General features: G+C 64.8%; 20 protein-coding genes and 1 tRNA gene. All 21 read left to right on the forward strand.

Annotated elements, in window-relative coordinates; genetic code table 11:
• Window positions 1-2: 2 nt before the first annotated feature.
• Window positions 3-575: a NuoB/complex I 20 kDa subunit family protein gene (locus ACFFGH_RS15210; protein ID WP_386669682.1), complete on the forward strand. Its 573-nt coding sequence runs from the start codon at window positions 3-5 to the stop codon at window positions 573-575.
• The gene (locus ACFFGH_RS15215; RefSeq protein ID WP_386669684.1) at window positions 575-1,306 is read left to right on the forward strand and encodes an NADH-quinone oxidoreductase subunit C; all 732 of its coding nucleotides are present in this window, start codon (window positions 575-577) and stop codon (window positions 1,304-1,306) included. The genes ACFFGH_RS15210 and ACFFGH_RS15215 overlap by 1 nt, the downstream gene beginning before the upstream one ends.
• Entirely contained in the window at window positions 1,303-2,613 is a 1,311-nt protein-coding gene (locus ACFFGH_RS15220; RefSeq protein ID WP_386669686.1) for an NADH-quinone oxidoreductase subunit D, read from the forward strand. The genes ACFFGH_RS15215 and ACFFGH_RS15220 overlap by 4 nt, the downstream gene beginning before the upstream one ends.
• Window positions 2,614-2,658: 45 nt before the next feature.
• Window positions 2,659-3,186 carry an NADH-quinone oxidoreductase subunit NuoE gene (gene nuoE, locus ACFFGH_RS15225; protein WP_386669688.1) on the forward strand — a complete coding sequence of 176 codons (528 nt, stop codon included), beginning with the start codon at window positions 2,659-2,661 and terminating at the stop codon, window positions 3,184-3,186.
• A 10-nt stretch (window positions 3,187-3,196) separates the two neighbouring features.
• On the forward strand, window positions 3,197-4,552 hold the full coding sequence (gene nuoF, locus ACFFGH_RS15230) for an NADH-quinone oxidoreductase subunit NuoF (protein WP_386669690.1): 1,356 nt from the start codon (window positions 3,197-3,199) through the stop codon (window positions 4,550-4,552).
• Window positions 4,549-6,780, forward strand: coding sequence for an NADH-quinone oxidoreductase subunit NuoG (gene nuoG, locus ACFFGH_RS15235; protein WP_386669693.1), 2,232 nt, complete (start codon window positions 4,549-4,551; stop codon window positions 6,778-6,780). The genes nuoF and nuoG overlap by 4 nt, the downstream gene beginning before the upstream one ends.
• A gap of 11 nt (window positions 6,781-6,791) precedes the next feature.
• A complete protein-coding gene (gene nuoH / locus ACFFGH_RS15240; protein ID WP_386669695.1) occupies window positions 6,792-7,850 on the forward strand; it encodes an NADH-quinone oxidoreductase subunit NuoH in 1,059 nt (352 codons plus the stop codon).
• A gap of 28 nt (window positions 7,851-7,878) precedes the next feature.
• Window positions 7,879-8,367, forward strand: coding sequence for an NADH-quinone oxidoreductase subunit NuoI (gene nuoI, locus ACFFGH_RS15245; protein ID WP_386669697.1), 489 nt, complete (start codon window positions 7,879-7,881; stop codon window positions 8,365-8,367).
• Between the two features lie 10 nt (window positions 8,368-8,377).
• Window positions 8,378-9,013: an NADH-quinone oxidoreductase subunit J gene (locus ACFFGH_RS15250; protein ID WP_386669699.1), complete on the forward strand. Its 636-nt coding sequence runs from the start codon at window positions 8,378-8,380 to the stop codon at window positions 9,011-9,013.
• A 5-nt stretch (window positions 9,014-9,018) separates the two neighbouring features.
• Complete coding sequence (gene nuoK, locus ACFFGH_RS15255) at window positions 9,019-9,333, forward strand: NADH-quinone oxidoreductase subunit NuoK (RefSeq protein ID WP_386670251.1); 315 nt, start codon at window positions 9,019-9,021, stop codon at window positions 9,331-9,333.
• A gap of 19 nt (window positions 9,334-9,352) precedes the next feature.
• Window positions 9,353-11,482 (forward strand): NADH-quinone oxidoreductase subunit L, encoded by a 2,130-nt coding sequence (gene nuoL / locus ACFFGH_RS15260; protein WP_386669701.1) that lies wholly within the window; start codon window positions 9,353-9,355, stop codon window positions 11,480-11,482.
• Window positions 11,483-11,524: 42 nt separating this feature from the next.
• The gene (locus ACFFGH_RS15265; RefSeq protein ID WP_386670252.1) at window positions 11,525-13,030 is read left to right on the forward strand and encodes an NADH-quinone oxidoreductase subunit M; all 1,506 of its coding nucleotides are present in this window, start codon (window positions 11,525-11,527) and stop codon (window positions 13,028-13,030) included.
• An 84-nt stretch (window positions 13,031-13,114) separates the two neighbouring features.
• Window positions 13,115-14,557, forward strand: coding sequence for an NADH-quinone oxidoreductase subunit NuoN (gene nuoN / locus ACFFGH_RS15270; RefSeq protein WP_386669702.1), 1,443 nt, complete (start codon window positions 13,115-13,117; stop codon window positions 14,555-14,557).
• A 75-nt stretch (window positions 14,558-14,632) separates the two neighbouring features.
• A tRNA-Met gene (locus tag ACFFGH_RS15275) sits at window positions 14,633-14,709 on the forward strand.
• A gap of 275 nt (window positions 14,710-14,984) precedes the next feature.
• Window positions 14,985-15,584, forward strand: coding sequence for a ribosome maturation factor RimP (gene rimP, locus ACFFGH_RS15280; protein ID WP_386669704.1), 600 nt, complete (start codon window positions 14,985-14,987; stop codon window positions 15,582-15,584).
• Between the two features lie 4 nt (window positions 15,585-15,588).
• Window positions 15,589-17,076, forward strand: a complete 1,488-nt coding sequence (nusA, locus tag ACFFGH_RS15285; RefSeq protein ID WP_386669706.1) for a transcription termination factor NusA — start codon at window positions 15,589-15,591, stop codon at window positions 17,074-17,076.
• 133 nt (window positions 17,077-17,209) lie between these two features.
• Entirely contained in the window at window positions 17,210-19,798 is a 2,589-nt protein-coding gene (gene infB / locus ACFFGH_RS15290) for a translation initiation factor IF-2 (RefSeq protein WP_386669707.1), read from the forward strand.
• A 63-nt stretch (window positions 19,799-19,861) separates the two neighbouring features.
• Window positions 19,862-20,263 (forward strand): 30S ribosome-binding factor RbfA, encoded by a 402-nt coding sequence (gene rbfA / locus ACFFGH_RS15295; RefSeq protein ID WP_386669709.1) that lies wholly within the window; start codon window positions 19,862-19,864, stop codon window positions 20,261-20,263.
• A 124-nt stretch (window positions 20,264-20,387) separates the two neighbouring features.
• Entirely contained in the window at window positions 20,388-21,311 is a 924-nt protein-coding gene (gene truB, locus ACFFGH_RS15300; protein WP_386670254.1) for a tRNA pseudouridine(55) synthase TruB, read from the forward strand.
• Window positions 21,312-21,508: 197 nt separating this feature from the next.
• The gene (rpsO, locus tag ACFFGH_RS15305) at window positions 21,509-21,769 is read left to right on the forward strand and encodes a 30S ribosomal protein S15 (protein ID WP_386669711.1); all 261 of its coding nucleotides are present in this window, start codon (window positions 21,509-21,511) and stop codon (window positions 21,767-21,769) included.
• A gap of 152 nt (window positions 21,770-21,921) precedes the next feature.
• Window positions 21,922-24,030, forward strand: coding sequence for a polyribonucleotide nucleotidyltransferase (gene pnp / locus ACFFGH_RS15310; RefSeq protein ID WP_386669713.1), 2,109 nt, complete (start codon window positions 21,922-21,924; stop codon window positions 24,028-24,030).
• The last annotated feature ends 30 nt before the right edge of the window (window positions 24,031-24,060 follow it).

The raw sequence follows: 24,060 nt of genomic DNA on the forward strand, positions 1-24,060 counted from the left end.
TCATGAACGTGATGAAGAGCGTTTCCAATCTCATGCATAACCCGCTGCCCGAAGGGCGGCTGGATGACATCCTGCTTCCCGAGGCGGACAACCCCGTCATGCAGCAGGGGTTCGTCACGACGAATCTCGACACGCTCTGGAATTGGGCGCGCACGGGCTCGATGTGGCCGATGACGTTCGGTCTGGCGTGCTGCGCCGTCGAGATGATGCACGCCGGCGCGGCGCGTATCGACCTCGACCGCTACGGCGTCGTGTTCCGTCCATCGCCTCGCCAGTCCGACGTGATGATCGTCGCCGGCACGCTGGTCAACAAGATGGCGCCGGCGCTGCGCAAGGTCTACGACCAGATGCCCGACCCGAAGTGGGTCATCTCGATGGGCAGCTGCGCGAATGCGGGCGGCTACTACCATTACTCCTACTCGGTCGTGCGCGGCTGCGATCGGATCGTTCCGGTCGACATCTACGTGCCCGGCTGCCCGCCGTCCGCCGAAGCGCTGACGTACGGAATTCTTCAGCTGCAGAAGAAGATCCGCCGCGGGACGAATTTCGGTCCTGACATCCAGGGCGTCCGCTGATGGCCGAGTCCGTCCAAGAGTTTGCCGAGCGCCTGCGCGCGCGTTTCGGCAGCGCAAACATCACGATTGCGGAGCCGCGTGGCGAGCTGACCATGGAGGTCCCGCCGGGTCAGTGGCTGGAGACCGCGCAGGTGTTGCGCGACCAGTTCGACTTCGAGCAGTTGATCGACCTGTGCGGCGTCGACTTCATGAGCTACGGAAGCGACGAGTGGGACACGCAGGTGTCCTCCGAGGGCTATTCGCGCGGCGTTGAAGGCAAGGCAGTCGGTCGCGCGACCTGGGGCGAAGTGCCGAATGGTGCAGCCGCCACGGTCTCCGACCGTCGTTTCGCCGTCGTGATCCACCTGCTGTCCTACAAGCACAACCGCCGGGTCCGCGTCCGGACGTTCGCCGACAACGATGACCTGCCGGTTGTCCCGTCAGTGGTGTCGGTCTGGCGCGGCGTCAACTGGTTCGAGCGCGAAGCGTTCGACCTGTACGGCATCGTGTTCGATGGCCATCCGGACCTCCGACGCATCCTGACGGATTACGGTTTCGTGGGACATCCGTTCCGCAAGGACTTCCCGATGATCGGCAATGTCGAAGTGCGCTACGACGCCGAGCGCAAGCGCGTGGTCTACGAGCCCGTGTCGATCGAGCCGCGCGTACTCGTGCCGCGGGTCATCCGTGACGACGCGCGCTACGACACGTCGCGCGGCGAAGCTGCGCAGCGCGAGGAGGGCAAGCGATGAGCGTCGTTCCTCCCAGCCTTTCCGAGGACCTCGGACGCCCCGCGGGCACGACGGCCCCCGAGATCCGCAACTACTCGCTGAACTTTGGGCCCCAGCATCCGGCGGCCCACGGTGTGCTTCGCCTGATTCTGGAAATGGACGGCGAAGTCGTGCAGCGCGCCGACCCCCATATCGGCCTGCTGCATCGCGGTACCGAGAAGTTCGCCGAGACCAAGCCGTACATCCAGTCCGTGCCGTACATGGACCGGCTCGACTACGTGTCGATGATGTGCAACGAGCACGCCTACGTGCGTGCCGTCGAGACGCTGCTGGGCATCGAGGCTCCGGAGCGCGCGCAGTGGATCCGGACAATGTTCGACGAGATCACGCGCATCAAGAACCACCTGATGTGGCTCGGCTCGAACGCTCTCGATCTCGGCGCGATGGCGGTGTTCCTGTACGCGTTCCGCGAGCGCGAAGAGCTCATGGACGTCTACGAGGCCGTGTCCGGCGCGCGCATGCACGCGGCCTACTACCGCCCGGGCGGCGTCTACCGCGACCTCCCTGAGCGCATGCCGCGCTACAAGGAATCGCCTTGGCGCAAGGGCAAGGCGCTCAAGCGGTTCAACGAGGCGCGCGAAGGCACGATGCTCGATTACCTCGAGCACTTCACGAACTCGTTCCCGGATCGGGTGGACGAGTACGAAACGCTGCTGACCGATAACCGCATCTGGAAGCAGCGTACCGTCGATGTCGGCATCATCACGCCCGAGCAGGTCTACGCCTGGGGCATGACAGGCCCGATGATGCGTGGCTCGGGGATCGTATGGGACCTGCGCAAGCACCAGCCTTATGCACGCTATTCGGAAGTCGATTTCGACATCCCGATCGGCACGAACGGTGACTGCTACGACCGCTACCTGGTCCGCATGGCCGAGATGCGCGAGTCGAACAAGATCATCCAGCAGTGCGTGAAGTGGCTCAGGGCGAACCCGGGCCCGGTGATGGTCGACAACTTCAAGGTCGCGCCGCCGAAGCGCGAGGAAATGAAGGACGACATGGAAGCGTTGATCCATCACTTCAAACTCTTCACCGAGGGGTTCTGCGTACCGGCTGGCGAGACGTATGCCGCCATCGAACACCCGAAGGGTGAGTTCGGCTGCTACGTGATTTCCGACGGCGCGAACAAGCCATTCCGTCTGAAGATCCGTGCGCCGGGGTTTGCGCACCTGCAGTCGATGGACGAGATCGTGAAGGGCCACATGCTTGCAGACGTGGTCGCCATGATCGGTACCTACGACATCGTGTTCGGCGAGATCGACCGCTGAGCGCCGCACAGGCGCGCGACGATCGGCTGGGGAATAAACACTGAAATGAAAGCGACCGGAAATTTCGAGGCCTGCCAGCACGTCGACCCCATGGTCGCGCTGAGCGAGAGCACGCGCGCGGAAATCGACCACTGGCTGACCAAGTTCCCGCCCGACCGCCGGCGCTCGGCCGTGCTGCCGGGGCTGCACGCGGCGCAGGCGCAAAATGGCGGCTGGTTGTCGGACGAGATCATCGCCGCTGTTGCGAAGTACCTCGGAATCCCGCCGCTCTGGGCCTACGAGGTCGCGAGCTTCTACTCGATGTTCGAGACCGAGCAGGTCGGCCGTAACAACGTGGCGTTCTGCACGAACATCAGCTGCTGGCTCAACGGTGCTGAACAACTCGTCGAGCACGCCGAGAGAAAGCTCGGCTGCAAGCTCGGGCAGTCGACGGCCGACGGGCGCGTGTTCCTGAAGCGCGAAGAAGAGTGCCTGGCCGCCTGCTGCGGGGCGCCGGTCGTCGTCATCAATGGTCATTACCACGAGAAGCTCGACGCCGCGAAGGTCGACGAGCTGCTTGACGCACTGAAGTAGGGCGGACGCGATGGCGCATCACGACTATTCGAAGGGCTACGGTCCGGTAGGCCCGGCTCCGCAGGAGCACAGCGTCGTCTATACGACGCTGCACTTCGACACGCCCTGGTCCTACGAGAACTACCTCAAGACCGGCGGCTACAGCGCTTGGCGCAGGATTCTCGAGGAAAAGATCGAGCCGGCCGCAGTGATCGACATGGTCAAGCAGTCGGGTCTTCGTGGCCGCGGCGGCGCCGGCTTTCCGACCGGGCTCAAGTGGAGCTTCATGCCCAAAGGCTCGGGCACGCAGAAGTACATCCTGTGCAACTCGGACGAATCCGAACCCGGCACGGCGAAGGACCGCGACATCCTGCGGTTCAATCCGCATGCCGTCGTCGAGGGCATGGCGATCGCGTGTTACGCGACCGGTTCGACGGTGGCCTACAACTACCTCCGCGGTGAGTTCCACCACGAGCCGTTCGAGCATTTCGAACAGGCGCTCAAGGAAGCGTACGAGAACGGCTGGCTGGGCAAGAACGTGCTCGGCAGCGGGGTCGACGTCGACATCTACGGCGCGCTCGGCGCCGGCGCCTACATCTGCGGCGAAGAGACGGCGCTGATGGAGTCGCTGGAAGGCAAGAAGGGCCAGCCGCGTTACAAGCCGCCGTTCCCGGCGAACTTCGGCCTCTACGGCAAGCCGACGACGATCAACAACACCGAGACCTACGCCTCGGTGCCGGCGATCATCCGCAACGGCCCGGAGTGGTTCCTCAACCTCGGCAAGCCGAACAACGGCGGGGCTAAGGTCTTCTCGGTGTCGGGTCACGTCAACAAGCCCGGCAACTACGAAATCAGGCTGGGAACGCCGTTCTCCGAGCTGCTTGAAATGGCGGGCGGCGTGCGGGGCGGTCGCAGGCTTAAGGCAGTAATCCCAGGCGGCTCGTCGATGCCGGTCCTCCCGGGTGACACGATGCTCGGCCTGACCATGGACTACGACTCGATCCAGAAGGCAGGCTCGGGCCTCGGCTCGGGTGCAGTCATCGTCATGGACGAGACCACCTGCATGGTTCGCGCATGCCAGCGCATCTCGCGCTTCTACTTCAAGGAAAGCTGCGGCCAGTGCACGCCGTGCCGAGAAGGCACCGGTTGGATGTACCGGATGCTGACCCGCATCGTGCAGAAGCAGGCGACGCTGGAAGACCTGCAGATGCTGCGCGCAGCGGCCGGCCAGATCGAAGGCCACACCATTTGCGCGTTCGGCGAGGCCGCGGCCTGGCCGGTGCAGGGCTTCCTGCGCCACTACTGGAGCGAGTTCGAGTACGCGATCGTGAACAAGCGCTTCCTGGTCGACGACCAGGCGGCCGGCACGGTGAAGGAGGCCGCATGAGCGCCCAGCCAGCCAACCCGAACGTTCCGCCGGATCACGTCTCGATCGAGATCGACGGCGTGCCGATGACCGCGCCGAAAGGCTCGATGATCATCCAGGCCGCGGACAAGGCCGGGATCCCCATCCCGCGTTTCTGCTATCACGACAAGCTCAGCGTTGCGGCGAACTGCCGCATGTGTCTCGTCGAGATTGAGAAGATGCCGAAGCCGGCGCCCGCATGCGCGACGCCCGTGATGGACGGCATGAAGGTGGCGACGCGCAGTGACAAGGCGCTGAAATCGCAGCGCAACGTGATGGAGTTCCTGCTGATCAACCACCCGCTCGATTGCCCGGTCTGCGACCAGGGCGGCGAGTGCGAGTTGCAGGACCTGTCGATGGGCTACGGGCGTTCGATCAGCCGCTTTGCCGAGCGCAAGCGTGTCGTCCCTGACGAAGATATCGGCCCGCTGGTCGCAACCGAAATGACGCGTTGCATCCAGTGCACGCGCTGCGTCCGTTTTACCGGCGAAGTCGCCGGTACGTACGAGCTCGGCGGCATGTATCGCGGCGAGAACCTGCAGATCGGCACGTATGACGGCAAGCCGCTGACCACCGAGCTGTCGGGCAACGTCATCGACGTATGCCCGGTCGGCGCGCTCGTCGACAAGGTCTACCAGTTCCGCGCACGCCCGTGGGAGCTGATCGCACGCGAGTCCGTTAGCTTCCACGACGCGCTCGGCAGCAACCTGTACCACCACATCCGTCGTGGCCTCGTGATGCGCACGGTTCCGCGCACGAACGAAGCCGTCAACGAGTGCTGGCTTTCCGACCGCGATCGGTTCTCGCGCGACGGCCTGTACGCCGACGACCGCGCGACCGTGCCGATGGTGAAGGAAGCAGGGCAGTGGCGCGAAGCGAGCTGGGAAGAGGCGGTTGCCCGGTCCGCGCAAATCCTGCGCGAGAACGGCGCGGATCGGCTCGGCGTGCTCGTGCACCCGGCTACGTCGAACGAGGAGGGTGCCTTGCTCGCCCGCCTCGCCGAGGCCGCCGGGACCGGAAATCTCGACCACCGCATCGGACAGCTCGATCTTTCCGACGCGGCTGTAGCCGAGCCGTTCGAAATGCCGGTGTGCGAGTTCTCCACTGCTGACGTGGTGGTCATCATCGGCAGCAACCTTCGGCACGAGCTGCCGCTGCTTCATGCACGCGTACGCCGGGCCTGGATGTCGGGCGCGAAGGTGCACGTCGTCAATCCAGTCGATTTCGACTTCACCTTCGACGTTGCAAGCAAGCGCATCGTTGCTCCTTCGCGGATTGCGAACGAACTCGCCGGGCAAGCGCTGCGTGATGCCGCGAACGGTGGTTCGCGTGCCGTGGTTATTGTCGGGGCCCTTGCCGAGAACGGCCTGCACGCTGCGTCAATTCGCAAGGCCGCCCGCGAATTCGCCGACGCGATTGGCGCTCGCCTGTGCCGAGTTCCGCAAGGCGCGAACGCCGTCGGACTGACACGCCTCGGCGTGCTGCCCGCGTCGCGCGACGCTCAGGCGATGTTGTCTGACGCCCGAAGCGCGTATCTGCTGTACGGGATCGAGCCGGGCCTGGACTTCGGTGACATCCCGACCGCGCTGCGCGCGCTCGGTGGCGCGCAAGTGGTCGCGTTCAGCCATTACGCGTGCGCCTCTACGCGTGCCGTCGCGGACATCATCCTGCCGATCGGCCTGCTACCCGAGATCGACGCATCGATGACCAACCTCGAGGGCACGATTCAAGGCGCACGTGCGGGCGGCAAGCTGCCGGGCTACGCACGTCCCGGTTGGCGCGTGCTGCGTGCGCTCGGCGGCGAGATCAATGCTGACGGTTTCGATTTCACCGACCTGGACGGACTACGTGCGGGGATGCAGGAGCGCGACGTCGTCCCAGCCGCCGGCCGTGCGCCCGACGCGGATGGCGCCGGTCTGGAGGTGGCGGTCTCAACGGCGATCTATCGCAGCGACGCGACGGTTCGGCGCTCCCCCTCGCTGCAGGCGCACCCGCTGAACATCGCGCCGCGTGCGGTCGTGAACCCGGAAGATGCCGGACGTATCGGCATCAGCCAGGGCGATACCGCAAAGCTTGCGACGCGTGACGGCACGGCCACGCTGCCGCTCGAGGTAAGCGCCAAGGTTGCGGCTGGCACTGTCTGGATAGAACGCGGGCACGGCGCGACCGCGCCGCTGGGCGCAGGTCGTGTCGAACTCGGGAGGGCCTGAGCGCCATGTTCATGACGACTTTCGTTGATCCGGTACGTGAGGTCATGCACTCGTTCGGCTACGTCGGCGAGGCCGCGTGGATCGTCCTGAAGATCCTCGCCATTACGATGCCGGTGATCATCACCGTCGCGTTCTATGTGGTCTGGGAGCGCAAGCTGATCGGCTGGATGCACGTGCGTCACGGGCCCATGTACGTGGGCATGGGGCTGCTGCAGGCCTTCGCAGACGTCTTCAAGCTTCTGTTCAAGGAAGTCATCCAGCCGACGCGCGCCGAGAAGTATCTCTACGTCCTCGCGCCACTGCTCGCGCTGGCGCCTGCTTTCGCGGCGTGGGCGGTCGTCCCGTTCGACGCACGCGTAGTGCTTTCAAACGCGAACGCGGGCCTGCTGTACCTGCTCGCGATGACGTCGATGGGCGTCTACGGAATCATCCTTGCAGGCTGGGCCTCGAACTCGAAGTACGCATTCCTCGGAGCGATGCGCGCAGCGGCGCAGGTGGTTAGCTACGAGATCGCGATGGGCTTTGCGCTTGTGGGCGTCCTGATCGCCGCCCGCAGCCTCAATCTCAGCGAGATCGTCATGGCGCAGGCCGGCAACGCCGGTGCGTTCGAATGGTTCATGTGGCCGTTGCTGCCGATGTTCGTGATCTACTTCATCTCGGGCGTTGCCGAAACGAACCGCGCGCCGTTCGACGTCGTCGAGGGCGAGTCGGAGATCGTCGCCGGCCACATGGTCGAGTACTCGGGCTCAGCGTTTGCGCTGTTTTTCCTCGCCGAATACGCGAACATGATCCTGGTCAGCTTCCTGACCGCGATCTTCTTCGTCGGTGGATGGTTGAGCCCGTTCCAGGGGCTGGGCATTCCGCTGCTGTCCGTCGACGGCTGGTGGTGGTTGCTGATCAAGGTGTTCTTCTTCGCGAGCGCCTTCATCTGGTTCCGCGCCTCGTTCCCGCGTTACCGCTACGACCAGATCATGCGGCTGGGCTGGAAGGTCTTCATCCCGCTCAGCATCGCGTGGATCGGCGTTGCTGCACTGCTGGCGTTCTACGGCGTGCTCGAGCCCGGCCGCTGATGCGGCTGGCACAGAACAAGAGAAGGGTATGAATCGCATTTTTTCCTACATCAGGAGCCTGTTCCTGATCGAGCTGGCGCAGGGCCTCTGGCTTACGCTCCGCTACCTGTTCAAGCCGAAGTACACGCTGATGTACCCGGCAGAGCACATCCCGCAGTCGCCGCGTTATCGCGGCGCGCACGCCCTTCGTCGCTACCCCAACGGCGAGGAGCGCTGCATCGCGTGCAAGCTGTGCGAGGCCGTGTGCCCGGCGCTCGCGATCACGATCGACTCGGAAAAGCGCGCAGACGGCAGCCGCCGCACGACGCGCTACGACGTCGATATGTTCAAGTGCATCTACTGCGGCTACTGCGAAGAGTCGTGCCCCGTGGACTCGATCGTGCTGACGCATGTCAACGAGTACCACTTCGACCAGCGCGGGCAGCACATCGTTACCAAGCCCCAGCTGCTGGCTATTGGCGACCGCCTCGAGGCGGAGATCGCCGAGCGCCGCGCTGCCGACGCACCGTACCGCTGAGGGCTGATCGATGGATCTCGTTCAGATCGCGTTCTATTTATTCGCCGCGTTGGCGATCGGCTCCGCTATGGCGGTGATCAGCGTCCGGAACCCCGTACATGCGGCGCTGTTCCTCGTGCTGACGTTCTTCTCGATTGCGTGCACCTGGATCGTTGCAGGCGCGGAGTTCCTCGGTATCGCCCTGATCCTGGTCTACGTAGGCGCGGTCATGGTGCTGTTCCTCTTCGTCGTGATGATGCTCGACATCGACACCAAGCTGCTGCGGCAGGGGTTCGGCCGTTACCTGCCCGTCGGCGTGATCATCGCCGTGGTCATGCTGGTAGAGATCCTCACGCTGATCGGCGTTCGCGCGCAGATGACACCGTTCCCCATGAACGATGCGGTCGGTGATGTCCCCAACACTCTTTGGCTCGCCCGCGCACTGTTCACGAAGTTCACGCTGCCGTTCGAGATCGCGGCAGTGATTCTTACCGTCGCGGTGATCGCGGCGGTGATGCTGACCCTGCGCCGCCGTCCGGGCACGAAGCACCAGAACCCGGCGGAACAGGTGCTGGTCCGAGCCCAGGACCGCCTCCGTATGGTCAAGGTGGAACCGCTGAGGAGCGCGGCTCCGCCCGGCACGTCCTCCGAGGAGTCGAACCCGTGAGCGCGATGATGAGCGGCGTGGCCCTGGGCCACTACCTGACGCTGGGCGCTGCGCTGTTCTGCATCAGCGTGGCCGGAATCTTCCTCAATCGCCGGAACGTGATCATCCTGCTGATGTCGATCGAGCTGATGCTGCTTTCGGTCAACGTCAACTTTGTTGCGTTTTCACGCCATTTCGGTGATCCGGACGGCCAGATCTTCGTCTTTTTCATCCTCACGGTCGCAGCCGCTGAGGCCGCGATCGGCCTGGCAATTCTGGTGACCCTGTTCCGCAACCGGCGAACGATCAACGTCGCCGAAATCGATTCGATGAAGGGCTGATCCGATGCCGGGTGCCGACATGCTTCACACCAGCGTCGCGCTGAACAAATCCGTCCTGCTTGCGATCGTGCTTGCGCCGTTGCTGGGCTCGATCCTGGCCGGACTGTTCGGGCGCCGCATTGGTCGAGCCGGTGCGCACACGGCGACGATTCTCGGCGTCGCCGTTAGCTGTGCGCTGTCCGGATACGTGCTTTGGCAGTTGGTCGGGCAGGGCGCGCCGCCGTTCAACGAGAACCTGTACACCTGGTTCCAGGTCGGCCAGATCGAGGCCCATGTCGGCTTCATGGTCGACAAGCTCACCGCGATGATGATGGTGGTCGTGACCTTTGTCGCGCTCCTCGTTCACATCTACACGATCGGCTACATGGCCGACGACGACGGGTACCAGCGGTTCTTCAGCTACATCTCGCTGTTCACGTTCTCGATGTTGATGCTCGTGATGAGCAACAACTTCCTGCAGCTGTTCTTCGGCTGGGAGGCGGTGGGCCTAGTCTCGTACCTGCTCATCGGCTTCTGGTTCAAGAAGCCCACGGCGGTGTTCGCGAACCTCAAGGCGTTCCTGGTCAACCGCGTCGGCGATTTCGGCTTCCTGCTCGGCATTGCGGGCGTTCTGCTGATGTTCGGATCGCTCGATTACGCCACGGTGTTCGCGAACGCGTCGACGATCGCAGGCGTCACCATTACGGTTATCGACGGCTACGAGTGGTCGGTTGCGACGCTGATCTGCATCCTGTTGTTCATTGGCGCGATGGGCAAGTCTGCGCAGGTGCCGCTCCACGTCTGGTTGCCCGACTCGATGGAAGGCCCCACGCCAATCTCGGCGCTGATCCACGCAGCGACGATGGTGACCGCCGGCATCTTCATGGTCGCGCGCATGTCGCCGCTGTTCGAGCTCACCGAGACGGCTTTGCAGTTCGTGCTGTTCATTGGCGCCACGACGGCCCTGTTTACCGGCCTGATCGGCATCGTGCAGAACGACATCAAGCGGGTGGTCGCGTACTCGACGCTGTCGCAGCTGGGCTACATGACCGTCGCGCTCGGCGTCTCCGCGTACTCGGCCGCCGTGTACCACCTGATGACGCACGCGTTCTTCAAGGCGCTGCTGTTCCTCGCGGCGGGCTCGGTCATCATCGGCATGCACCATGAGCAGGACATGCGGCGCATGGGTGGCCTGCGCAAGTACATGCCCATCACCTACTGGACGAGCCTCATCGGCACGTTGGCTCTCGTCGGCACCCCGTTCTTCAGCGGCTTCTATTCGAAGGACACGATCATCGAAGCGGCCGGCCACCACGCCCATGTCGAGCCGAGCTGGATCGCGACCTACGCGTACTGGTCGGTTCTTGCCGGCGCGTTCGTGACGGCGTTCTACAGCTTCCGACTGCTCTACCTCACGTTCCACGGCGCGGAGCGGTTCCGCGAAATTGCGGACGTCGACGGCCATCACGCCGTGCAGCCGAACGAAGCGCATGCCGCGCAGGAGCACGCACCGGACGAGCACGGCCATGGCCAGCACGATCATGACGACCACCATGGGCCGGTCGAGCCGCATGAGTCGCCGTGGGTGGTCACTCTGCCGCTGATCCTGCTCGCGATTCCATCGATCTTCGTGGGCTTCTTCACTGTCGGCCCGATGCTGTTCTCGACCGACGTGACGGGGAGCGGGAAGCAGCTGCCGTTCTTCCTGGGAGCGATCGACCTGGTCGCTGCGCGGGACACCGTCGCGGCGCTGGCGGTGGAGTTCCACGGCCCGGTCGCGTTCGCTTTGCACGGCTTCACCACGCCGACGTTCTTCCTCGCGTTCGGTGGCTTCGCGCTCGCCACGGTCATGTACCTGTGGAAGCCGCACCTCGCAGCCAAGGCCCGCCGCATGTTTGACGTGCCGGCGCGCATCCTCGAGAACAAGTATGGCTTCGACCACCTGTGGATCGATGGCTTTGCAGGTGGCGGCGTGGCGCTCGGCAAGGCGTCGCGTGCAGTCGACACACACCTGATCGACGGGGCGGCCGTCAACGGCAGCGCGCACACCGTCGGCTTCATCGGTGGCATGGTCCGGCGCCTGCAGTCCGGCTACCTCTACCATTACGCCTTCGCGATGATCCTCGGTCTTATCGCGCTCCTCGCCGTGCTGATCAGGCACTGGCAGTAATCCGGCAAGGACCCTGACGTGAGCCCCGAGCCCTTGAATGGAATGTTTCCCTTGCTGAGCCTGCTCGTCTGGCTGCCGATCATCGGTGGCCTCCTGACCCTTGCCTTCGGCGACTCGCGCGCGAACGGAGCGCGATGGTTCGCGACCGGCGTCGCCGCCGCCACGCTTGCCGCGAGCCTGTTCCTGTTTACCGGGTTCGAGATGGCCAGTCCGGCGATGCAGTTCGTCGAGAACAGCGTCTGGATTGCGGCGTATGACATCCGCTACCACCTGGGCGTCGACGGCATTTCCGCCGCGCTGATCGGGTTGACGACGTTCACCTCGGTGCTGGTTCTGATCGGCGCATGGGGCTCGATCGACAAGCGCGTCAGCCAGTACTACGCCGCGTTCCTGATCCTCGAGGGCCTGATGGTCGGCGTGTTCGCGGCGCTCGACTCGATCCTGTTCTATGTCTTCTTCGAAGGCATGCTGATCCCGATGTTCATCATCATCGGTGTCTGGGGCGGGCCGCGCCGAGTCTACGCGTCGGTCAAGTTCTTCCTGTACACGTTCCTCGGCTCGCTGTTCATGCTGGTCGGGCTGATCTACCTGTACCTCAAGGGCGGCAGCTGGCAGCTCAGCGACCTATACGCGCTGCCGCTGACTGCCACCGAGCAGACCTGGCTGTTTTTTGCGTTCCTGCTCGCTTTCGCGGTCAAGGTGCCCATGTTCCCGGTGCACACGTGGCTGCCCGACGCGCACGTCGAGGCGCCGACCGCCGGTTCGGTCGTCCTGGCCGCAATCATGCTGAAGATTGGCGGCTATGGATTCCTGCGCTTCAACCTGCCGATCGTTCCCGATGCCAGCTACGAGTGGGCGTGGCTCGTGATCGCGCTGAGCCTGATCGCGATCATCTACGTAGGCCTGGTCGCCCTGGTTCAGGACGACATGAAGAAGCTGATCGCCTACTCGTCGATCTCGCACATGGGCTTTGTAACCCTCGGTACGTTCATTGCGATGTCGCTGGTGCGCGACTACAGCAATTACGACGCCGCGCGGCTCGGCCTGCAGGGCGCGATGGTGCAGATGATCAGCCACGGCTTCATCTCGGGCGCGATGTTCACCTGTGTCGGCGTGCTCTACGACCGCATGCACAGCCGCATGATCCGAGACTACGGCGGTGTTGCGAACGTGATGCCGTGGTTTGCAGCGTTCGTGGTCCTGTTCGCGATGGCTAACTCGGGCCTTCCGGGCACGTCGGGCTTCGTTGGCGAGTTCATGGTCATTCTGGCGAGTTTCCAGATGCATCCGCTGGTCGCGTTCGCTGCGGCATTTACCCTGATCATCGGCGCCGGCTACACGCTCTGGCTGGTCAAGCGGACGATCTGGGGCGAGATCGGCAACGCAGATGTCGCAGAGCTCAAGGAGATCAATGGGCGCGAGGCTTTCGTGCTTGGCGCCTTCGCGGTCGGTGTTCTTCTGCTCGGCGTCTGGCCGAAGCCTCTGACCGACCTGATGGAGCCATCGATCGCCAACCTCGTCGCGCAGATCGCAACCAGCAAGCTCTAACCCGACTTCAGTGCGCGGCGCCTGACGGCGTCGCGTTGCGATGACCGCCCGACGTCTTGCGGGCGGAACGATCAAGGATTCGCCATGGTGAATGTACCGACCGCCGCCGATCTGCTCCCGCTGCTGCCCGAGCTCGTGCTCGTGGGCGCGACGTTCGCGCTGCTGATGCTGGACCTTTTCCTCGACGAGCGTCGTCGTGTGGTTACGCATGCGCTTTCCGTCGCTTCGTTAGTGGTCGTCGTCGCCATGCTTGCGACAGGCGTCGGGGGCCACGGCGTGGTCTTCAACGGGATGTTCGTGCGCGACATCGCGGCCGACGTGCTGAAGATTTCGATCTGTGCGATCGGTGCGATCTCGCTCATCTACAACTGGCCGTTTCTACGCGACCGCAGCCTCTACAAGGGCGAGGTCCCCGTCCTGATGCTGTTCGCGATCACCGGCATGATGTTGCTGGTCTCGGCCGGCAACCTGGTCATGATCTACCTCGGCCTCGAGATGCTTGCGCTGTGCTCGTACGCGCTGGTCGCGCTTGATCGAGACAGCCCGCTCGCTTCGGAAGCGGCGATCAAGTACTTCGTGCTCGGCTCGCTGGCGTCGGGCCTGTTGCTCTTCGGGATGTCGCTCGTCTACGGCGCCACCGGCTCGCTCGACCTCGCCACGATCGGCGCGGCAACCGAGCTCACGCAGTTGACGCCGATGCTGGCGACCGGCGTGGTGTTCATGGTGGCCGGCATCGCTTTCAAGTTCGGCGGCGCGCCGTTCCACATGTGGTTGCCGGACGTCTACCACGGCGCTCCGACGTCGGTCACGCTGTTCATTGGCTCGGCGCCAAAGCTTGCGACGTTCGGCATGGCCTACCGCCTGCTGGAGGTGGGGGCGGGCGGCCTCGACGATCACTGGCGCATGATGCTCGCGGCCATCGCGGTCGCGTCGCTGGCGATCGGCAACCTGACGGCGATGGTGCAGGACAACCTCAAGCGCCTGTTGGCGTACTCCACGGTGTCGCACGTCGGCTTCCTGTTCGTGGGGCTTGCTGGGGGCGGTGCTCAGGGCTTCTCGGCCGCGATGTTCTACGCAATCAGCTACGCCCTTATGTCGACCGCCGCGTTCGGTGCGATCGTCGTGCTTGCGAACCGCGGTTTCGAATCGGATCGGGTCGACGACCTCAAGGGGCTGAACGCGCGAAACCCCTGGCTGGCCGGGCTGGTGCTGTGCGTGATGGCGTCGCTTGCAGGCTTGCCTCCGTTCCTCGGTTTCTGGGCCAAGCTCGCGGTCCTGCGCGCGGCGCTCGAAGGCGGAATGATGTGGCTCGCGATCGTGGGTATCGTCTTCGCAGTCGTAGGCGCGTTCTACTACCTGCGGGTGGTGAAGGCGATGTACTTCGACGCGCCCGAGGGTGAGCTGCACGCGCCGTCGTCGGACAGGCCGCTGCGGGTCACGTTCGGAGTCAACGCGCTCGCGCTGCTTGCGCTCGGCTTCGCGTGGAGCCCGATCATGGCGTGGTGCCAGCGGGCTTTTGCTGGCTGAGAATGAAAAAAAAGCGGGTTTGTCGCACGACAGGCTTGCAGATGTTTAAGTCGGCCGTTATGATGGTCGGCCTGATGCGGGGTGGAGCAGTCTGGCAGCTCGTCGGGCTCATAACCCGAAGGTCGCAGGTTCAAATCCTGCCCCCGCTACCAGCTTCGGTCACCGGTTGCAGATACTGCAGCTGGTTGGGAGTCTGAAAAGGCTCCCTTCGGACCAGGGCTCGGGCTTGGTATCAGCGCTCTGCTCGCGCCGATACACCGAAATCCAGCAGTACCGGACAAGGGGCCCTATGGGCCCCTTGTTGTTTCTGGACCTTTGATGCGCCTGCCGTTTTGCGTTTCAGGGCCGTGCTGTGTGTGAGCGCCCGTTCGGGCCTTGTTTGTGTTCGGCGGGCCGCGTGGGCCGCCACTGTCGCTGGAGGGAGTCCGTGACCGACAAGTCGACTGAAATAACCAGGCTGCTGGCCCCGACGGTCGAATCGCTGGGTGTCGAACTGCTGGGCGTCGAGTACCTGCCGGGCTCCGGCAATGCCGTGCTCCGCTTGTACATCGACGTGCCTGCGAATGAGACAGTCGGCGAATCGCCGCGTTCGGTGACGATCGAGGACTGCGAGGCCGTCAGCCGTGAGGTCTCCGCCCAGCTCGACGTCGAAGATCCGATCAGCAGTCACTACACGCTCGAGGTTTCGTCGCCCGGGCTCGACCGTCCGCTGTTCGGCGCCGCGCAGTTCGCGCGCTTCGTGGGCGAGTCGGTCAAGGTCACGCTCCGGCTGCCGCACGAGGGGCGTCGACGGCTCACCGGCGTGATCTCGCGCGTCGACGGTGAGACCGTAGTGTTCGTGGTCGACGGCGCCGAGATCGCGGTGCCGGTCGACAACATCGACAAGGCGCGGCTGGTGCCGGACTGGGCTGCGCTCGGACTGGCGCCGACCAAGCCGGGCGGGCCCAAGGGCAAGCCGGGCAAGAAGAAGTCCCCCAGGATTCCAACCAACAAGCCGGCGGCCGATGGGCCGAGCGCGGCGGAGTAACTAGATGAGCAAGGAACTGTTGCTGGTCGTTGACGCGGTCGCCAATGAAAAAGGCGTGCCGCGCGAAGTGATCTTCGAGGCGATCGAGGCCGCGCTGGCGTCCGCCGCCAAGAAGCGCTACCAGGACGAGGACGTGCTGGTGCGCGTCGCGATCGATCCGAAGGACGGCAGCTACGAGACGTTCCGTCGCATGGAGGTTGTCGCCGACGACGTCGTCATGGAGTCGCCCGACCGTCAGATCCGACTGATGGATGCAGTTGACGAGGTCGAAGGCGTCGAGGTTGGCGACTTCATCGAAGAGCAGATCGAAAACCCGGACTTCGGCCGTATCTCGGCGCAGGCAGCGAAGCAGGTCATCGTGCAGCGGGTACGCGAGGCCGAGCGCCAGCAGGTCGTGGACCAGTGGAAGGATCGCGTGGGCGAGCTCGTCACCGGCATCGTCAAGCGCGTCGAGCGCGGCAACATCTACGTCGACCTGGGTGGCAATGCCGAGGCGATCATTTCGAAGGACAAGGGCATTCCGCGCGACGTGTTGCGCACCGGCGACCGCGTGCGCGGTTACTTGTACGACGTACGTTCCGAGCCGCGTGGGCCGCAGCTGTTCATCAGTCGCGCCGCGCCGGAATTCATGATGGAGCTGTTCAAGCTCGAAGTGCCGGAGGTCGGCCAGGGCCTGGTGTCGATCAGGGCCTGCGCACGTGACCCGGGCGACCGCGCGAAGATCGCGGTGCTTGCGCACGACAACCGCACCGATCCGATCGGCGCGTGCATCGGCATGCGCGGCTCCCGCGTGCAGGCGGTCAGCAACGAACTCAATGGCGAGCGCGTCGACATCGTGCTGTGGTCGGATAACCCGGCGCAGTTCGTGATCAACGCGATGGCGCCGGCCGAGGTGCAGTCGATCGTCGTCGACGAAGACAAGCATTCGATGGACCTGGCGGTCGCCGAGGAGCGCCTTGCGCAGGCGATCGGCAAGGGCGGCCAGAACGTGCGCCTCGCCAGCCGCATGACGGGCTGGCAGCTCAACGTCATGACGCAGGACCAGGTGACCGCCAAGTCCGAGGCCGAACAGAACTCCGCGCGCCAGCTGTTCCAGGACAAGCTGGAGGTCGACGAGGAGATTGCCGGCATCCTGGTGTCGGAAGGCTTCAGCACGGTCGAAGAAATCGCCTACGTGCCGGTCGGCGAACTGCTGGCCGTCGAGGGCTTCGACGAAGACATCGTCGAGGAACTGCGTGCCCGCGCACGGGACGCGCTGCTCAACGAGGCACTGGCTGCCGAAGAGCAGCTCGAGGAGCACCAGCCCGCGGCCGACCTGCTCGAGCTCGAGGGCATGGACGAGGCAACGGCGTACGCACTCGCGTCGCGTGGCGTCGTCACCCGCGACGACCTGGCGGACCTTGCCACCGACGAGCTCACCGACATCGAAGGGGTCGACGAGGCACGTGCCGCCGCGTTGATCATGGAGGCACGCAAGCACTGGTTCGAGTGAGACAGTGAGCGGTCGGGCTGTGGCCCGACCGTAGTGCCCGCCGCAGGCCGGGCCTGCCTTCACCGCCTTCTCTCGTTAGAATCGCCCACTTCGGCAGCCGTCACCGACGGCAGCCAGACGATACGGAATCCGAATGTCGCAACAGACCACCATCCGCAAGCTGGCCGAACTGGTGAACACGCCGGTCGAGAAGTTGCTCGAACAGCTGGCCGAGGCCGGCATGAAGTTCAGCGGCCCCGACCAGGTCGTGACCAGCATTGAGAAAGTCAAGCTTCTCGGGTTCCTCAAGCGCGCACACGGCAAGGCCGACCAGGCCGACGTGATCGACGCCCCGAAGAAGATCACGCTCAACCGCAGCCGCAAGCAGGAAATCACCGTCGGTGGCGGCAAGAACCGCACGACGGTGGACGTGGTCGTACGCAAGAAGGTCACGCTGGTCAATCCGCACCACGGCGAGATCACCAGCGACGAGCGGACGGAGATCCTGCGCAAGCTCGAGGAATCGAAGCAGCGCAACCTGGCCGAGCAGCAGCGGCTGGCGGAGATGGACCGTCGCCGGGCCGAAGAGCTCGAGCGTGCGCGTCAGGAGGCCGAGGCGGCACGGGTTAGCGCCGAGGAGACCGCGAAAGCAGCGCAGGCAGACGCAAGCGCCGCTCCGGACGAAGCGGAAGTCGCGCGCAAGCCCGCTCACGGGCAGCCGCATGCGCCCAAGGCGGCGCCCGCGCGAGAAGCAGCGCGTCCGGCGGATCCGAAGCACAAGACCCGCGGCTCGCATGCGATGGTTGCCGGCGTCGAGGACGATGATCGTGCCAGCCGTTTCGCGGGACAGATGCATCTGAGCGCCTCCGACCGGGCCCGGCGCTCCACCGGTGCGCGCGGTAAGGCCAAGCCCCAGCGCCGCATGGCCGAGCCGTCGCGTGCTGGCGCAGGCCCGCACGGGTTCTCGCGCCCGACCGCACCGATTGTGCGTGATGTCGCGATCGGAGAGACGATCACAGTCGCCGACCTCGCGCAGAAGCTCGCGCTCAAGGGCGGCGACGTGGTCAAGGCACTGTTCAAGATGGGCGTCATGGCGACCATCAACCAGTCGATTGACCACGACACCGCGGTGCTCGTGACCGAAGAGCTGGGCCATCGCGCGGTCCGCGCGGACGCCGAGTCCGCCGAGGACGCGCTGCTCGCGCACGTCGAGGACGTGCAGGGCGAGAAGGCCGTGCGTCCGCCGGTCGTCACCATCATGGGTCACGTCGACCACGGCAAGACCTCGCTGCTCGATTACATCCGCCGCACGAAGGTTGCTTCGGGCGAGGCGGGTGGCATCACGCAGCACATCGGCGCATACCACGTCGAAACCGACCGCGGGGTCATCAGCTTCCTCGACACCCCGGGCCACGCCGCATTCAGCTCGATGCGTGCGCGCGGCGCCAAGCTCACCGATATCGTCGTGCTCGTCGTCGCGGCGGATGACGGCGTCAAGCCGCAGACGCGTGAAGCCATCCAGCATGCGAAGGCGGCGAACGTTCCGGTGATCGTCGCGATCAACAAGATCGACAAGTCCGACGCCGATCCTCAGCGCGTCAAGAACGAACTGCTCGGCGAAGAACTCGTCGCCGAGGAATTCGGTGGTGACGTGCAGATGGTCGAGCTTTCGGCAAAGACCGGCGACGGCGTCGACGACCTGCTCGACTCGATTTCGCTGCAGGCCGAAGTGCTTGAGCTGCGTGCGGTGCCGACCGGTCGCTCGACCGGCGTCGTCATCGAGTCCTCGCTCGACAAGGGCCGCGGGCCGGTGGCAACGGTGCTTGTCCAGCAGGGCGAGCTCGCGAAGGGCGATTACCTCGTGTGTGGCGTGCAGTACGGCCGCGTGCGCGCGCTGTTTGACGAGACGGGCAAGCAGGTGCAGTCCGCCGGTCCGTCGATCCCCGTGCAGGTGCTGGGCCTGTCCGGCGTGCCGGACGCGGGCGACGACTTCGTCGTCGTCGACGACGAGCGCCTGGCGAAGGACGTCGCGCAGCAGCGTGATTCCAAGCGCCGCGAGTCGCGCCTGGTCGCGCAGGCGGGCAACCGCATGGAAGACATCATGGCCCAGATGGGCGAGGGTGCCGGCCAGCAGACGCTCAACCTGGTGGTCAAGGCCGATGTGCAGGGTTCCGTGCAGGCACTGCGCGAGGCACTGACCGCGCTGTCGACCCCGGCGATCCGCATCAACGTGATCGGTGGCGGCGTGGGCGGCATCACCGAGTCCGACGCCACGCTGGCGGCGACCTCGAAGGCCACCATCATCGGCTTCAACGTCCGTGCCGACGCGTCGGCACGCCGCGTCATCGACTCGAACGGTGTCGACCTGCGCTACTTCTCGATCATCTATGACGTGATCGACCAGGTGAAGCAGGTGGCGTCGGGCATCCTCGGCGTCGAGATCCGCGAAGAGATCATCGGTATCGCCGAAGTCCGCGACGTGTTCCGCAGCTCGAAGTTCGGCGCGGTCGCCGGCTGCATGATCGTCGAGGGCGTGGTCAAGCGCAGCAAGCCGATCCGCGTGCTGCGCGAGAACACGGTCATCTTCGAAGGCGAGCTCGAGTCGCTGCGTCGCTTCAAGGAAAACGTGGACGAAGTGCGCATGGGCACGGAGTGCGGTATCGGCGTCAAGCAGTACAACGACGTCAAGCCGGGTGACCAGATCGAGTGCTTCGAGCGCATCGAAGTGCAGCGCACGCTGTAATCGGGCCGAGGCGGGTCGGAGCCGCGCCTCGGAGCGCCGCCCGACTCGCCTTCACGTTTTTTCATGCCGAAATCTGCGAGTTTTTGCCTGGTGCCTTCAAAATCATTCCACCGCAGTGACCGTGTGTCCGCCCAGCTCCGCCGCGAACTGGGCACTCTCGTGCACGAAGCCGTCCGCGAGACGGGGCTGCCTTCGGTCAGCGTCTCGGACGTGGAGATCACCCGGGATCTGGCGCACGCGAAGGTGTTCGTCACCGCGCTGATGCCGGAGCGGTCGAAGGAAGCGGTCAAGGCGCTCAATGGAATGTCGAAGGAAATCCGCTTCGAGCTGGGTCGAGCGATGAAGCTCCGGCACGTTCCGGAACTGCATTTCCACTACGACGATTCGGTCGACCGTGGCGAGCGCATCGGCAACCTGCTCCGCGATAATCCGCCGCTCGAATCGGACGAAGCGTCCGACTCCTGACCGATCCCGCGGATACTGCGTCCGCCGTTCCCTCGCTCGACGAGACGCGCGGCTGGATGCCATCGCCGCAATGCCGGTTCCGGCTGCCGCGCTCGTGAACCCCGGCGGCTCGCGCTCAATAGTGATGAACAAGAAATCTCGCACGGTGTTCCGGCCGCTGGACGGCCTCCTCCTGCTCGATAAGCCGGCCGGGCTCAGCTCGAACCAGGCGTTGCAGCAGGTGCGCCACCTGTTCCGCGCCGAGAAAGCGGGCCATACCGGCAGCCTCGATCCGCTTGCGACCGGGCTGTTACCGATCTGCTTCGGCGAGGCGACCAAGATCGCAGGCCTGCTGCTTGGTTCGCGCAAGGCCTATGAAACGACCGCCGTACTCGGTGCGACCACGGATACCGATGACGCCGACGGCGTCGTACTGCTCGAACGCCCGGTGCCGGTTCTCGACCCCGGCGTCATCCATGACGCCATGGCGCCACTGCAGGGGCGCATCTCGCAGCGCGCACCGATCTACTCCGCGCTCAAGCAGGGCGGCGAGCCGTTGTATGCGAAAGCCCGTCGCGGCGAATCGATCGAGGCGCCGATACGCGAGGTCGAGGTCCACCGTTTCGAGTTGGTCGATCACCATGGCCAGGCGCTCCGCCTACGAGTCGAGTGCGGATCGGGCACCTACGTGCGCAGTCTCGTACGCGACCTCGGGGAGCGGCTCGGCTGCGGGGCGCACGTGACGGTGTTGCGGCGGACCTGGGTCGATCCGTTCCGCGAGCCACGTATGTTCACGCTCGAGCAATTGCGTGACATCGCGGCCGAAGGTGAAGTGGCACTCGATGCATGTCTATTGCCGATCGAGCAGGGGCTCGTGGATTTTCCGAAGGTCGAACTCGACCCCGAGCACCAGGTGCGCTTCGGACACGGGCAGCCGGTAGCGTGCGAGCCCGCTGGCGACGGGGTCGTGGCCGTCGCGAACGCGCAAGGCAAGTGCCTCGGCCTTGGCCAGCGACACGGCGCGCTGCTGGCGCCGCAGAGGCTGTTTCGATGGGCCGTGCCGGCCTGACGGCGCGCCGTAATGGCCATCCCCACGGGCCGGTCGAGCCAGACGCAGGTCGCAATCCAGAGCGGCCACTGTTACACTTCCGCCGCTTTTTGCGCCCCCGGCGCAGGGCATACACCCACCCGTAAACGGCGGGCCAGGCGGTGCATCGGGCTATCGGTCCGGTTCGCTTCTGCAGGCCACGCATCACGAGACTCATCATGTCCATCGACACCAGCCAGGTCATCCAGGAACACAAGCGCGGCGACAACGACACCGGTTCGCCGGAAGTCCAGGTTGCCCTGCTCACCGCTCGCATCGAATCGCTGCAGAGCCACTTCAAGGAACACAAGCAGGACCACCACAGCCGCCGCGGCCTCCTGATGATGGTCAACCGCCGCCGCAGCCTGCTTGATTACCTCAAGCGGAAAGACAACGAGCGTTACAAGGCGTTGATCGAGAAGCTCGGTCTGCGTCGCTGATCGAAATACCGGCCGCGGCGCAGTGATGCGCCGCGGTTTGCTTTTGGCGGGCTGAAAAGCCCGCGCGGCAGAACACCGGATGGAGTGTCTTCCATCGACCGGGCACGGCAAGGGCCCTGCGCGGAACGCATCGAAACGAAGGATTAGACAACGTGGCAAAAATCACCAAGACCTTTACGTTCGGCAAGCACCAGGTAACGCTGGAAACCGGCGAGATCGCCCGCCAGGCTGGCGGCGCCGTCATCGTCAGGATGGAAGACACGGTGCTGCTCGTCACCGCCGTGGCCGCCAAGACCGCACGTGAGGGTCAGGACTTCTTCCCGCTCACCGTCGACTACCAGGAGCGTTTCTACGCCGGTGGCCGTATCCCGGGTGGCTTCTTCAAGCGCGAAGGTCGCGCGACGGAGAAGGAAACGCTGACCTCGCGCCTGATTGACCGGCCGATCCGTCCGCTGTTCCCGGAAGAGTTCCGCAACGAAGTCCAGATCATCGCGACGGTGATGTCGCTGAATCCGGAAGTCGACGGTGATATCCCGGCGCTCCTGGGCGCATCGGCCGCGCTCGCCCTGACGGGTGCGCCGTTCCAGGGCCCGATCGGTGCCGCGAAGGTCGGTTACCGCAACGGCCAGTACCTGTTGAACCCGACCGTGAGTGAGCTCGCCGAGTCCGAGCTCGAACTCGTCGTCGCCGGCACGAAGGACGCGGTCCTGATGGTCGAGTCCGAGGCGAAGATGCTGTCGGAAGACGTGATGCTCGGCGCCGTGATGTTCGGTCACCAGCAGATGCAGGTTGCGATCGACGCGATCAACGAGCTGGTTGCCGAAGTCGGCAACCCGAAGTGGGACTGGCAGGTACCGGCGAAAAACGACGGCATGATCGAAGCGCTCAAGGGCGCGATCGGCAACCGTCTGGCCGACGCTTACCAGATCCGCGTCAAGGCCGACCGTCGCACCGCGATCTCGGCACTGCGCAAGGAAGTGATCGAGCAGTTGGCCCCGCAGATCGAAGCGAACGGCTGGAACCCCGCCGAGCTGACGAAGGAATTCGGCGAACTCGAGTACCAGACGATGCGCGGTTCGGTGCTGCAGACGAAGGTCCGCATCGACGGTCGCGCGCTGGACACCGTGCGTCCGATCAGCTCGAAGGTCAGCGTGCTTCCGCGTACCCATGGCTCGTCGCTGTTCACGCGCGGCGAGACGCAGGCAATGGTTGTGGCGACGCTCGGCACGGCCCGTGACGGCCAGATCATCGATGCCGTCGGTGGCGAGTACAAGGAACACTTCCTGTTCCACTACAACTTCCCCCCGTACTCGGTCGGTGAAGCCGGTCGCATGATGGGCCCGAAGCGTCGCGAGATCGGCCACGGCCGCCTCGCCAAGCGCGGCGTGCTGGCTGTCATGCCGACGATGGAAGAGTTCCCGTACACGATCCGCGTCGTGTCGGAGATCACCGAGTCGAACGGCTCCTCGTCGATGGCATCGGTGTGCGGCTCCTCGCTCGCGCTGATGGACGCCGGTGTGCCGATCAAGGCGCCGGTTGCCGGCATCGCGATGGGCCTGATCAAGGAAGGCTCGGACTTCGCCGTGCTCAGCGACATCCTGGGTGACGAGGATCACCTCGGCGACATGGACTTCAAGGTGGCCGGTACGTCGGAAGGCATCACGGCGCTGCAGATGGACATCAAGATCCAGGGCATCACCGAGGAGATCATGAAGACCGCACTGGCGCAGGCCAAGGCCGGTCGTCTGCATATCCTCGGGGAGATGGCGAATGCTCTGACCGCGCCGCGTGGCGAGCTCAGCGAGTACGCGCCGCGCCTGCTGACGATCAAGATCCACCCGGACAAGATCCGCGAAGTGATCGGCAAGGGCGGTTCGGTGATCCAGGCGATCACCAAGGAAACCGGCACGCAGATCGACATCCAGGACGACGGCACGATCACGATCGCCTCGGTCAACGCACTTGCCGGCCAGGCCGCGAAGGCGCGCATCGAGCAGATCACCTCGGACGTCGAGCCGGGCCGGATCTACGAAGGCAAGGTCGCGAAGATCATGGACTTCGGCGCGTTCGTCACGATCTCCCCCGGAAAGGACGGCCTCGTGCACGTCTCGCAGATCTCCAGCGAGCGCGTCGAGAAGGTCAGCGACAAGCTCAAGGAAGGCGACGTCGTGAAGGTCAAGGTGCTCGAGGTCGACAAGCAGGGCCGTATCCGCCTGTCGATGAAGGCCGTCGAAGAAGGCGAGGGCGCAGCGGCCGAGTAAGCCGTCGCGGCGTTTGCCGGATACGAAAAA

The organism is Lysobacter korlensis (genome assembly GCF_042434515.1).